Raw genomic sequence first — 13,506 nt, 5'->3', positions numbered from 1 at the left:
AGTAGCTTAACTAATAATTGTATTTTTTAAGAGTTTATTTTTTCGTTAATAATGTGTTCCGATCCTATTTTCTTTTGAAGTTCTAAAAATGCACCAATCAGCGCCTCAGGTCGGGGAGGGCACCCTTGCACGTATATATCAACCGGAATTATCTTGTCTACTCCTTTTACTACATGATAACCGTGTTGCCAGTACGGGCCCCCGCAATTGGAGCAGGACCCCATGGATATAACGTACTTTGGTTCGGGCATTTGTTCATATAAAAGCCGTATCCTATCAGCCATCTTAAATGTGACGGTACCCGCTATAATAATAACATCTGCCTGCCTTGGAGAAGCCCGCGGAAAAACACCGTATCGATCCAAGTCGTAAGTAGCGGCCATTGCACCCATCATTTCGATGGCACAGCAAGCGATACCGAAACTCACGGGCCACATGGACGATAACCGTGCCCAATTAAGGAGGTCGTCCAACTTTGCTACAACAATACCACTATCTGTTTGCGTGCTTGTACTCATTACGAATCCTTCTTTACAAATTTAGGTTTAAAAGCAGGTTTAGCGAGAGCAGACGGCTTATCCGACTGTACATCCTCCGTCTTATTCGTTGCTTGAAATGGCCTTAGCTTATAAGTCGCTCTGTTAATGTTCTCATAAACTTCGAGTGGGATTGTACCTGGTAAGGAAGGGAGGCTCGGGTTAGGTTTTATCCATTCCAAATCGCCTTTTTTCCAAACATAAAGTAAACCAACCAATAGAATTCCAATGAATATGAACATTTCCGCCAAGGTATACCAGCCCCATCTACCATCTGCATGGATTAAATCAGCAGCACCAAAAATGGTTGTCCATGGAAAAATAAACACCATTTCCACATCGAATAAAAGGAATACGAGGGCTATAACATAGAACCGCGAGTTAAACTGAACCCACGAACTTCCCCGCGCCACTTCGCCACATTCATAGGTGCTGCTTTTTGCCGAACTAGGTTTACGGGGAGACAATAGTTTTCCTAACAATAAAGTGAAGAGAACCAAGAACGTTCCAACGATCAGATAAATAAAGACCTTGCCAAATTCCGTTATTTGAGAACCATCTTCCATAGGTTCAAAAATAATAAAAAAATTGCTCAAAAAGATGTCGAATTTCTTTTCCCTGTTTACAGTTCAAGCTTTATCCGCTAATATGTCTTATGATTTGTTCTGCGTGAACGCGTGAGTTCTCGATAAACCAAAGGTGTGTATTCATGCCTCCGCAAACTACGCCTGCGAGGTACAAATGTGGAATATTAGTTTCCATTGTTAATTCGTCATGCTCCGGAATCAATAAATCATCAGGAGATAACCTAATGCCCAGTTTTTTCAGAAAGTCAAAATTAGGCTGATAGCCGGTTAAAGCTAACACAAAGTCATTTTTAATGGTAATCGGACCTTCAGGCGTAGCGATATGAACCACATGTTCTTCAATGGCTGTTAAACAACTATTAAAGTAGGCCTTGATTGAACCCTCTGCTATACGGTTGTCGATATCCGGACGCACCCAATATTTTACACGATGACTGATTTCATTTCTTCTTATCACCATAGTCACCTTAGCACCTTTGCGATACGTTTCCAACGCGGCATCTACAGATGAATTGCTACTACCTACTACCACTACCTGCTGATTTGCATAGTAATGGGGATCATTATAATAGTGTTTTACTTTCGGTAAATTCTCTCCCGGTATTTGCATCAAGTTAGGTTTGTCGTAAAAGCCTGTAGCAAGAATCACATTCTTTGCCCCAAAGACATTCTTTATGGTTTGGACGGTAAACAGATCATCCTTTTTCGTGACGTTTATTACCTCTTCGAACAAGCGAACGTTTAGTGAAAATTTTTGCTGTACTCTCCGGTAGTATTCCAATGCCTCCAGTCTCTTTGGTTTTGGATTAGTGGATACAAAGGGCACGCCCCCGATTTCCAGCTTTTCAGAGGTCGAAAAAAAGGTCATGTGCTGTGGATAATTGAAGAGTGAATTCACTAAACAACCCTTCTCTAAAATCACATAACGTAGCCCGGCTTTTTCGGCTTCAATTCCGCAAGCCAAACCAATGGGGCCGCCGCCTACAATGACGATGTCGAAAATATCCATAGTATCTAAACTAAGAAGTTACTTAAGGGAACGATCAATGAAGGTCCTTTAAGTAACTATAAACAATTTGCTTGTACAGAGCAAAATTAGAACGAACAGCCTATGTGGAAGACTATCCGGAGGAAATACTTGATAGCCTATTTACCGGCGGCTTTTGCATGATCAGCCAAAAACTGAGCCAGACCACTATCAGTAAGCGGGTGCTTCAACAATGTTAAAATAGCTGAAAGCGGTCCTGTCATTACGTCTGCTCCTATTTTGGCGCACTCAATAATATGCATGGCATGACGTACGGAAGCTGCTAGGATTTGCGTTTCATAGCCGTAGTTGTCATATATCAGGCGAATATCTTCAATCAAGCTTAAGCCATCGGTAGAGATATCGTCTAAACGGCCAATGAACGGAGAAACATAAGTGGCTCCGGCTTTTGCAGCCAAGAGTGCTTGTCCGGCAGAGAAAACAAGGGTGCAATTCGTTTTGATACCTTCACTGCTGAAGTATTTGATCGCCTTTACTCCTTCTTTTATCATGGGTACTTTAACGACTATTTTGTCGTCCAGTTTTGCTAGTGCAAGCCCTTCTTTAATAATATTTTCATAATCAGTGCTAATCACCTCCGCACTTACGTCACCATCTACAATATCGCAAATAGCTTTGTAATGATTGATCACATTTTCTTCACCGCTAATGCCTTCTTTCGCCATTAGGCTTGGATTTGTTGTAACTCCGTCTAAAACCCCTAAATCTTGCGCTTCTTTGATTTGCTGAAGATTGGCGGTATCTATAAAAAATTTCATAAGATATTATTGTTAAAACTTGGTTTTGATTGCAACAAAAGTAACTAATATTTGCTATTTTAGTAAAAGATAAGTGTAAAAAGAGGAAATAAAAAAAGGGCAAGCCCCTTTTATCGCACCGCTCAACCTTTTACCCTTGCTGTGTTCCCACCCTGGGGGAGTTCAAAGGGAGCTGGTCGTAAAAGACTTACCCACCGCAAAAATAGGAAAAAAACTTAATTTACTAAGTTTTTTTATTGAAATAGTGCTAGATCATTGGAGATCAGACTGTTTTTTTTATGCTGTATGCATTTTCATATTTGAAGCGCTTGCGAAAACATAGTTTACGATTTTTTTAAGTTTATTGTGTTATTCTAGATATTTCATCAAGTTTTTATCACAAAAAATAATAAAAATTTAATATTGTCGAATATTAATGTTATTTTAGCAATCTATTTAAACTAAGCAATAACAATGACAGTTGAAGATATGGAAGAACAGGGATTGTATCGTTCTGATTTTGAGCATGATGCGTGCGGGGTTGGTTTTGTGGCTCATTTAAAAGGATTAAAAAGTCACCGTCAGGTTCAGGACGCGTTGACGATGTTGGAGAACATGGAGCACCGAGGGGCCTGTGGTTGTGATGAGGAAAGCGGCGATGGAGCCGGTATTATGATTCAGATACCGCATGAGTTTCTTTGGGAAGAATGTAGTAAGCTGGATATAAGACTGGGAGAACCGGGTTACTACGGCGTGGGGATGACGTTTTTACCCAAGGAGGAATCACTGAACGAACGTTGCAGAGAACTTATTAAGGACTCCTGTGCCCAATTGAGGCTTAATTTTCTCGGCGTACGCGAAGTGCCTGTAACGCCGGAAGGAGTGGGAGTGACCGCCTTAAGTGCTGAGCCTAACATTATTCAATTTTTCGTTGAGCGTCCTAAAGAGGTTCGTAATACGGAAGATTTCGACCGAAAACTGTTTGTGCTTCGGCGATTACTTGTAAAAAGAATAAAAGAAGAGCTGGCAGAAGCAAAGGAGCAATTCTATATGCCGTCCCTATCCAGTAAAACACTTATTTATAAAGGACAGCTAACCACTTATCAGGTGCGTTCTTATTACAATGATTTGTCGGATGAGCGGGTGGTTTCTGCCTTTGGCCTGGTGCACTCGCGTTTTTCAACTAATACTTTTCCTTCCTGGAAATTGGCGCAACCATTCCGCATTGTTGCTCATAATGGAGAAATAAATACGCTTACAGGAAACTTGAATCGCTTCTACGCTGGTTTAAGGTCTATTTCTTCACCTTATTTTTCGGATGAAGAGCTTGATATTTTACTTCCTGTAGTAGATCCGGGATTATCGGATTCTGCTTCCTTGGATAATGTGGTAGAATTGCTTTTACATAGTGGGCGTTCTCTGCCGCACGTGATGCTTATGTTGGTACCCGAAGCATGGGATGGAAACACTTCAATGGATCCGTTGCGCAAAGCCTTTTACGAATACCATGCCACTATTATGGAGCCTTGGGACGGCCCGGCGGCATTATGTTTCACAGACGGAAAAACCATTGGTGCTACGCTCGATCGAAATGGATTACGACCCCTTCGTTATGCGGTAACGAATGATGATCGGGTAGTGGTAGCATCGGAGGCGGGCGCCTTGCCAATAGATGAGAGCATTATTATTAAAAAGGGCCGCCAACAACCGGGAAAGATATTCTTGGTTGATATGGAAAAAGGGGAAATTTTGAGTGATGCGGATATCAAGCATGAATTAGCCACTAAACAACCTTATGGCGAATGGCTTGACAAGTATAAAATCCATATTAAAGATTTGGCAGAGCCGCGTGTTACCTTCACCTATCTTTCGAAAGAATCTGTATTTAAATATCAACAAATATTCGGCTACTCAAGAGAGGATATCGAGGGTATCTTGATTCCGATGGCACTAGATGGAAAAGAGCCGGTAGGTTCTATGGGAACAGACGTGCCCCTGGCTGTGCTGTCTGAACATCCACAACATCTTAGCAGTTATTTTAAACAATATTTTGCGCAAGTAACCAACCCACCGATCGATCCGATTCGGGAACGTTTGGTGATGAGCTTATCTACCTTTATCGGAAACTCCGGAAATATTTTGGATGAAGATAAAATGCATTGCCATTGCGTTGCTTTGGAACATCCTATTGTTACTAGCAGGGATCTGGAAAAATTGCGTAGTATCGATACCGGAATCTTTCAGGCAAAAACATTGCAAACCTATTTTAAGGCGGACGGAAAAGAAGGTTCACTGGAAGAGGGCCTGGCACGTCTATGTCGTTATGCCGAGGACGCCGTCCGCGACGGATTTGAAGTATTGATATTGTCTGACAGGGCAATTGATTCGCAACACGCAGCGATCCCTTCGTTATTGGCGGTATCGGCGGTTCATCACCATTTAATAAAAACGGGCTATCGGGGCGCAGTAGGTTTAGTGGTTGAAGCAGGTGATGTATGGGAAGTTCATCATTTTGCTTGTTTACTTGCTTTTGGTGCTACGGCTATTAACCCATACATGGCTCTTGCATCTATAAGGACATTGAAGGAGGAAGGTGTGATCGAAACATCCCTCACTTGGCCTGAGCTGTCTAAGAATTACGTTAAAGCTGTTTGTAGCGGATTGCTTAAGATATTCTCAAAAATGGGAATCTCTACTTTGCAATCATATAATGGTGCGCAAATTTTCGAAGTATTGGGAATACATAAAGATGTTGTGGATCGATACTTCTGCGGTGCGGTATCCCGAATCGGTGGCTTAGGATTGGACGATATTGCGCGAGAAGTTTTAAGTAAGCATGATCGTGGATTCCGTAGTGAAAAGAAAACCAATCTGTTACCCGAAGGGGGAATTTATGCTTGGCGTAGAAGAGGGGAGGCACATTTGTTTAACCCCACGACGGTACACTTACTTCAGCAGGCTTGTAGAACCGGTAACTATGAAATTTACAAGCAGTATGCAGCGCATATCAATAACCAGAAGGAGCGTATGTACACCTTACGCGGTCTCTTTGATTTTGCTAAACACCGTGCTCCCATTTCGTTAGACGAAGTAGAGCCGGCAGAAAATATTATGAAACGCTTTGCTACCGGCGCCATGTCTTTCGGCTCTATCTCTCATGAGGCGCATAGCACGCTGGCTATTGCCATGAACCGAATAGGAGGGAAAAGTAATACAGGCGAAGGTGGTGAAGATGAGATCCGTTATAAGCCATTGCCTAATGGTGATTCAATGCGTTCGGCAATCAAACAAATTGCTTCTGCTCGTTTTGGTGTAACGTCAAATTACTTAACGCAAGCCGATGAATTACAAATTAAAATGGCACAAGGGGCGAAGCCGGGTGAAGGTGGTCAGCTTCCGGGACATAAAGTGGACGAGTGGATTGCCCGAGTTCGTCACGCAACGCCGGGTGTAGGTCTGATTTCGCCTCCTCCGCATCACGACATTTATTCTATTGAGGATTTAAAACAACTGATTTTCGATTTGAAAAATGCAAACCGCGCAGCCCGTATCAATGTGAAACTGGTGTCAAAAGCGGGTGTAGGAACTATCGCTGCGGGCGTAGCGAAGGCGCATGCCGATGTTATTCTCATTGCCGGTTACGATGGGGGTACGGGTGCTTCTCCGATTAGCTCAATTAAGCATGCAGGATTACCTTGGGAACTTGGTTTAGCCGAGGCGCAACAAACCTTGGTCAAAAACCAGCTCCGTAGCCGTGTGGTATTGCAAACCGATGGACAACTTAAAACGGGAAGAGACTTAGCAATTGCCGCTTTATTGGGCGCTGAGGAATGGGGCGTAGCTACCGCTGCTTTGGTTGCGGGAGGCTGTATCATGATGCGTAAATGTCATTTGAATACCTGCCCGGTTGGCGTTGCAACGCAGGATCCGGAATTGCGTAAGTTGTTTACAGGCAAGCCGGAAGATATTGTTAACCTGTTCAAATTTTTAGCAGAGGAATTGCGCGAAATCATGGCAAGCTTAGGTTTCAAAACCATTAATGAAATGGTTGGAAAGGCACAGTTCCTTAAAGTCCGTGAAGATATTAATCACTGGAAGGTCAATAAGCTCGATTTGTCCGGCATTCTATATGCACCCCAAAACCCATCCGGTAAGAGCCTATACCAAACCGAATCACAAGATCACGGCATGGATATGATTTTGGATTGGGGTATGTTGAAACAAGCTGCTAAAGCCTTAGAAAGTAAGACACCTGTATTTGGTACATTCAATGTGAAAAATACAGATCGTACCATCGGAACGTTATTATCTAACGAGGTTTCAAAAATATATGGTTCAGAAGGACTGCCCGATAATACCATTAACTTCAAATTTGTTGGATCAGCAGGACAGAGCTTCGGTGCTTTTGCCGCAAAAGGTTTATCTTTTGAGTTAGAGGGCGAAGCAAATGACTATGTAGGTAAGGGCTTGTCCGGTGCACAATTGGCAATTTATCCTGCAAGTAGCAGTCAGCTGGTTCCGCATGAGAACATTATTATTGGTAACGTAGCACTTTACGGCGCTACCTCCGGGCACTTGTTTGTATGCGGCCAGGCAGGTGAACGTTTTGCAGTACGTAACTCAGGAGCAACAACCGTTGTAGAGGGAGTTGGTGATCATGGCTGCGAATATATGACCGGTGGACGGGCACTGATATTAGGCGAAACAGGTCGTAATTTTGCTGCCGGTATGAGCGGTGGTATTGCTTGGGTATATGATATCAACGGTACCTTTAAAGATCGTTGCAATCTTGAGATGGTTGATCTAGATCCGCTGGATGAAGAAGATGAAACGCAAATTATTAATTTGTTGAAACGGCACATTAATTTGACAAATAGTAAACTAGCCTCAAGTATTCTAAGTAACTGGAAGAACGAGCGTAGTCTATTTGTAAAAGTATTCCCGAAAGAATACAAGCGTGTTTTACAGACGAAATTGGTTGAAGCATAATATTATTAGGTAAGAGAAATGGGAAAAGTAACCGGGTTTAAAGAGTTTGAAAGACAGCTCCCCACAAAAGATACTCCTGAAGAGAGACTTAAAAATTATAAAGAATTTGTTCATACGTACAGTGAGGAAGAATTAAATACACAGGCTGCCCGTTGTATGAACTGTGGCATCCCTTTTTGCCATTCAGGTTGTCCGCTCGGAAACGTTATACCTGAATTTAATGACGCTGTGTACGACGGTAAATGGGAAGAGGCTTTTGAAATACTATCCTCAACCAATAATTTTCCTGAGTTTACCGGGCGTATTTGTCCGGCACCGTGTGAATCGGCTTGTGTATTGGGTATCAATCGCTCACCGGTGGCAATTGAAGAAATTGAAAAACACATAGCGGAAATAGCTTACCAAAAAGGTTTTGCCAAAGCAAAACCGGTGGCTATTAAATCGGGTAAAAGCGTTGCGGTTGTTGGTTCAGGCCCTGCCGGTTTAGCCGCAGCAGCCCAACTGATTAAGGCGGGTCATGAGGTAACGGTGTTTGAAAGAGATGATAAACCGGGCGGTTTATTACGATATGGCATACCGGACTTTAAACTGGACAAGTGGGTGATCGATCGGCGTATTGAGCTGATGAAACAAGAAGGCGTTGTTTTCAGATGTAATGCGGAGGTGGGCGTCAATGTGCCGGCCGATGAATTGAAAGCCTTTGATGCCATCGTGTTGGCAGGGGGCTCTACCATTCCAAGAAATTTGAATATTCCCGGAAGAGAACTGAAAGGCGTTTATTTTGCAATGGAATTTTTGAAACAGCAGAATAAGCGTGTTGGTGAGTCTGCCTATCAGGAAGAGGATATCTTAGCAAGCAATAAGAATGTATTGGTGATCGGTGGCGGTGATACCGGATCTGACTGTGTAGGTACTTCAAATCGTCATGGAGCAAAAACGGTTACGCAGTTTGAACTAATGCCTAAGCCGCCTGCTCAGCGCACGTCCGCGATGCCTTGGCCTACTTATCCAATGCTTCTTAAAAATACCACATCACATGAGGAAGGCTGTGAGCGGTTTTGGAGCATCAATACCAAGGCGTTTTTAGGTGATGAGCATGGTAACTTAAAAGGTGCACTGGTGGTTGATTTGGAATGGGAAACTGATGCCCTGGGCAGACCGGTTAAATTTGCAGAAGTGCCTGGATCGGAACGTGAAATACCTTGCGAGCTGGCTTTATTGGCTATGGGATTCTTACATCCACAACATGAAGGCTTGTTAAAACAGCTTGGTGTTTCTTTAGATGCACGCGGCAATGTCAATGCAGCTGAAGGCAGCTATAAGACAACTGTTGATAAAGTGTTTGTAGCGGGTGATATGCGCAGAGGGCAATCATTGGTCGTATGGGCAATTTCTGAAGGACGCGAATGTGCTAGGAAAGTAGATGAATTTCTTATGGGGAAATCGGTACTCGAAAGTAAAGATTCGATTGCGTCATACGCATAAGATTTTTTAATAGTAAAAGCGGCGGTACTCCTAGGAGTCGCCGCTTTTTAGTTTTAGTTTCCGATAGAAATCCCATAAAACGATTCCCGCCGAAATGACAACATTAAAGGAGTGTTTGGTCCCGAATTGGGGGATTTCAACGCAATAATCGATCAGCTTCATTGCTTCTTCTGAAACACCATTTACTTCATTGCCGAAGATTAACGCATAGCTTTCGCCTAGCACCGGGGTGAAACGATGCAGCATAGTGCTGCCTTCCGCCTGCTCTATGGCGATTATTTTTTTTCCTTCCTGTTTTAAATTAATTATCGCTTCCTCAATATTCTTTTCGTATTGCCAGGCCACAGATTGTGTAGCTCCTAAAGCTGTCTTTTCTATATCCCGATGGGGAGGGGTACCGGTAATTCCACAGAGAAGAATGCGTTCCACCGCAAAGCCATCAGATGTTCTAAAAACAGATCCTACATTATGTAGGCTTCGCACACTATCAAGTACAACCGTTACCGGCAACTTATCTAATTGTTTGAATTCGTCAACACTGGGGCGCCCCAGTTCGTCCATTGATAATTTACGCATCCTTTGGTCTTATAAAGAAAAAAGACCTGAATTTTTATCCAGGTCTTTTTTAATATTTTGTTATTAGCTTCTTATTTGCTTTCTGCAGTAAGTTTATCTAAAACAGCATTATTTTTGGTGACTTGGCTATTTTTTGGCTCTTTCGATCTACTTCCAACTTCAATATTGCGGCCAAGCTTTAAGAATTGTACCTCTAAACGTGATACAGTTTTATTTCTTCTATCTTTTCTTTTTAAGCGTGTAACTCCCATGGCTTTTATTCTTTAATAAATCTTTTAATGAGGTCGGAAGCGGATTCGAACCGCTGTAGGAGCTTTTGCAGAGCTCAGCCTAGCCACTCGGCCATCCGACCCTTTCCGTTTAGGCTTGCAAAAATAGTAAAATTATCTTTCTTTACTAATTTTTTTCAACTTTTATGCAAATTATCTTTTCTGCTTATTTCCGAACAACATATAGCGGCTGAAACTGCTACATTGAGCGATTCAGCGTTTCCGAAACTTGGAATCGTGATACGTTGTGTTTTATTGCTGATCAGATCGGGCGCAATACCGTTCCCTTCATTGCCTAAAATAATGAATCCCTCACTGCCGAAATCGGTTTCGTAAATGGATTGGCCGTCCAAAACCGTCGCAAAACTCGGCAGCGTGACATTCTTAAGAAAAGCATGCAGGTCTGTGTAGTGTATAGAAACATGTGCTAAAGAACCCATGGTAGCCTGTACCACCTTTGGATTGAAACATTCTACAGTTTCTTCCGAACAGATAATATGTTTGATGCCGAACCAATCTGCCGTTCGGATAATCGTGCCTAGATTGCCGGGGTCTTGAATAGTATCTAATACTAGAGAAAATTGATCTCGTAATTCATCCTCCTGAACGGCAACTTCACTTGGCGTTTCTATTAATGCCACTATTCCCTGTGGCGTTTTCAGTGTGCTAATTGCCTCCAAATCACGTTCCGATATGGGATAATGTTTTATTTTCTCTCCGAAAATATCGATCTTTGGCCCTACTTTTGGAGTATAGTAAATACTATGTATTACATAATCTGAGTGAAAAAAATCCGTTATGGATTTAAAACCCTCTACAATAAAGAGACCATGTTCTTTTCTGAACTTTTTTTGATGTAAGGATTTAACAAATTGAAGCTGAGACTTTGAGAGCATCGCAATTATCTTACTTGTATTTTTTTGTATTCATAGTGCTCACATCACTATTTTTCTCGTCTTGCAGATCCACGAGATTGTTGAATGATGACCAGGCATTGGTTACAAAGGTAAAGTTAAATGGGATAAATAAAGAATTTAAAGAGGGTGCTGAAGCTTATGTTCAACGGGAAATCCGTCCGAACTCCAAGATAAATCTCTTCATTTATAATTTTGCAAACAGTAAAGGTGGAAAATATCGAACGGATAAAATTAGGAATGTCGGCGAACCTCCCAGTATACTAGACAGTTCCTTAGTTGAGATTTCCCGAAACCAAATCGAAAGGTTCCTAGTATCCAAGGGTTATTTTAATGCAGAAGTCAAAAGCCATATTTACGTGAGACGTAAAAAGGCAGAAATTGACTTCGACGTGAAGCAGGGAGGCGTTTTTAAGATCCGTTATATTGAGCATGAGATTGCTGATCCACAGGTTGATAAATTGTACAAACAACATATTGCACGCTTTCCCGTATTGCGACCGGGTATGCGCTTCGATGCAGATACTCTGGTAAAGGAGCGTGAGTCAATCTATAACCTTATGAAACATAATGGATATTACGATTATCTACGTCAATATGTTCGGTTTGAAGTGGATACCAATATGAACAGTAGCCAAGCTGATCTTAGGCTTTTCATCGATAATCCCGAGGGCAAGAGTGGGCACACTGTTTTTAAAATCGATAGTAGTTATGTTGTCATAAAAAACAGTGATGGAGAAGTCGGAATAAACAAACCGGATAGCACTCAGTTAGCTCATGGCTTGGAGGTAAAGGATTATACACAACGTTTTCGTCCAAAGCCACTTGCACGGTACATTTATCCCAAAATTGGCGATATCTTCGACATCGAAAAGGAGAACCTGACTTATGATCGATTATATGAATTAAATAGCTTTAGGGGAATAAGAACCAGCTATAAGAAAAAAGACTCCACGCATCTCACTGTTCATTATGAGTTGACGCCCTTGAAGCGGATGTCTAACCGTGTGGAAGGTGAATATGTATTCACCTCGGGGCGGAGTGGTTTCAATATTGGTAATACTTATACGAATCGAAATTTATTCGGCGGTTCTGAGCAGCTTGAGATCAAGGCACGTTTTGGCGCTTTGTTCGATTCGCAACTCGGAGGTCCTTTGTGGAGCAGGATCTGGAACCGCGACTTACAGTTTGGCGCTAATTTATCCATTCCACGATTGATCGTTCCTTTTCGTATCCCGTTAGTAGGTAAAAATGGTATGCCCCATACGATTTTTTCAACCAACTGGCAGATATTTGATCAGTTGAATACCTATAGCAATCGCTATATTATTAATTCGATCTCCTATAACTGGTATGATACGAAATATAAATTGCACAGTGTTACGCCAATATCCCTCGAATATCGACTGGGACGATTAGACAACGCATTCAAGGATTCCCTGCAGAATAATGGCTACGAACTTTATGTAAAGAGTAATGACCGTGCCTATTTTGGTATTGGCAGCCAATATACTTATACGTTCAATACTTTGCGGTTGAATACATACGATAACTTTTTATATTTCCGGGGTGCATTGGATTTAAGTGGTAATACGCTTAACTTACTCAGTAAGATCATTAATTTTAAGAAGAATGATATCGGCCAAAATACCATATTGAATGTTCCGTATTTGCAATATGTTAAAACGGAGGTTGACTTCAGGATATATAGGCATCTAGGGGGAGAACGCCAGTTTGTGGCCCGCATAAACGCCGGTATAGGTGTTCCTTTTGGGAATAATTCAGAGTTCCTGATTTTCGAAAAGCAGTTTTTCGGGGGCGGGATGAATGATCAGCGTGCCTGGCAGGCGAGAACTTTAGGTCCCGGTAACTACAATCGGTCGATTTTAACAGAAGACTTGAGAAATCGACTCCGAAATCTTGATCAACTGGGAGAAATTAAGATTTTCAGCAATTTTGAATATCGGTTTAAGTTGTTGAATGATTTTTTTGGTGCTAAATTGAAAGGGGCAACCTTTACAGATATCGGTAATATTTGGCGATTAAAGGAGAGCGCTGAAAACCCCGGCGGTGAATTTAAGTTTAATAAGTTCTTGGGGCAAATGGCCATTGGGGCGGGAGCCGGCTTACGGTTTGACCTGCAGTACTTTGTTTTCCGTTTTGACGCAGGTATTAAAGTCAAAGACCCACAATTCGAAGGCGCTGATCAATGGGTTATCACGGATTTATTCAATAGTCGCGAATTTAAACGAAACTATAAACTAACCAACGGACCGGATCCTTATAATTTCATTCAATATAATTTTGGTATTGGTATGCCTTTTTAGGTATTAGTAGTAAGTTGTTAGGCGTTAGCTATCGGCGA

The 13,506-nt window shown here is 42.0% G+C and carries 10 protein-coding genes, 1 tRNA gene and 1 other RNA gene; 3 read left to right on the top strand and 9 right to left on the bottom strand.

What is annotated here, in order from left to right; genetic code table 11:
- Window positions 1–26: 26 nt before the first annotated feature.
- The 5 genes from M1D52_RS15060 to ffs form a co-directional block, all read right to left on the bottom strand.
- Window positions 27–518 carry an NADH-quinone oxidoreductase subunit B gene (locus M1D52_RS15060; protein ID WP_013666442.1) on the bottom strand — a complete coding sequence of 164 codons (492 nt, stop codon included), beginning with the start codon at window positions 516–518 and terminating at the stop codon, window positions 27–29.
- The gene (locus M1D52_RS15055) at window positions 518–1,102 is read right to left on the bottom strand and encodes an NADH-quinone oxidoreductase subunit A (RefSeq protein WP_013666443.1); all 585 of its coding nucleotides are present in this window, start codon (window positions 1,100–1,102) and stop codon (window positions 518–520) included. The genes M1D52_RS15060 and M1D52_RS15055 overlap by 1 nt, the downstream gene beginning before the upstream one ends.
- A 70-nt stretch (window positions 1,103–1,172) precedes the next feature.
- Window positions 1,173–2,132, bottom strand: a complete 960-nt coding sequence (locus tag M1D52_RS15050) for a YpdA family putative bacillithiol disulfide reductase (RefSeq protein WP_013666444.1) — start codon at window positions 2,130–2,132, stop codon at window positions 1,173–1,175.
- Window positions 2,133–2,269: 137 nt separating this feature from the next.
- Window positions 2,270–2,929: a fructose-6-phosphate aldolase gene (gene fsa / locus M1D52_RS15045; RefSeq protein ID WP_013666445.1), complete on the bottom strand. Its 660-nt coding sequence runs from the start codon at window positions 2,927–2,929 to the stop codon at window positions 2,270–2,272.
- A gap of 94 nt (window positions 2,930–3,023) precedes the next feature.
- Window positions 3,024–3,122, bottom strand: an RNA gene (ffs, locus tag M1D52_RS15040) — signal recognition particle sRNA small type.
- A gap of 260 nt (window positions 3,123–3,382) precedes the next feature.
- Here ffs and gltB point away from each other — a divergent pair.
- Together gltB and M1D52_RS15030 are read left to right on the top strand one after the other, a co-directional pair.
- Entirely contained in the window at window positions 3,383–7,897 is a 4,515-nt protein-coding gene (gene gltB / locus M1D52_RS15035; RefSeq protein WP_041387452.1) for a glutamate synthase large subunit, read from the top strand.
- An 18-nt stretch (window positions 7,898–7,915) separates the two neighbouring features.
- On the top strand, window positions 7,916–9,382 hold the full coding sequence (locus tag M1D52_RS15030; protein ID WP_013666447.1) for a glutamate synthase subunit beta: 1,467 nt from the start codon (window positions 7,916–7,918) through the stop codon (window positions 9,380–9,382).
- 30 nt (window positions 9,383–9,412) lie between these two features.
- On the opposite strand, the gene M1D52_RS15025 is transcribed toward M1D52_RS15030, so the two are convergent.
- The 4 genes from M1D52_RS15025 to M1D52_RS15010 form a co-directional block, all read right to left on the bottom strand.
- Entirely contained in the window at window positions 9,413–9,958 is a 546-nt protein-coding gene (locus tag M1D52_RS15025; protein ID WP_041387454.1) for an RNA methyltransferase, read from the bottom strand.
- Between the two features lie 71 nt (window positions 9,959–10,029).
- Window positions 10,030–10,209, bottom strand: a complete 180-nt coding sequence (locus tag M1D52_RS15020) for a hypothetical protein (protein ID WP_013666449.1) — start codon at window positions 10,207–10,209, stop codon at window positions 10,030–10,032.
- A 30-nt stretch (window positions 10,210–10,239) separates the two neighbouring features.
- Window positions 10,240–10,310: transfer RNA gene (locus M1D52_RS15015), tRNA-Cys, on the bottom strand.
- Between the two features lie 54 nt (window positions 10,311–10,364).
- Entirely contained in the window at window positions 10,365–11,123 is a 759-nt protein-coding gene (locus tag M1D52_RS15010; protein ID WP_013666450.1) for a TrmH family RNA methyltransferase, read from the bottom strand.
- Between the two features lie 35 nt (window positions 11,124–11,158).
- Between M1D52_RS15010 and tamL the strand changes: the two genes are divergently transcribed.
- On the top strand, window positions 11,159–13,468 hold the full coding sequence (gene tamL / locus M1D52_RS15005) for a translocation and assembly module lipoprotein TamL (protein WP_457941571.1): 2,310 nt from the start codon (window positions 11,159–11,161) through the stop codon (window positions 13,466–13,468).
- The last annotated feature ends 38 nt before the right edge of the window (window positions 13,469–13,506 follow it).

The sequence above is a fragment of the Olivibacter sp. SA151 genome, assembly GCF_054130995.1.
This window is presented reverse-complemented; position numbering and strand designations above follow the sequence as displayed.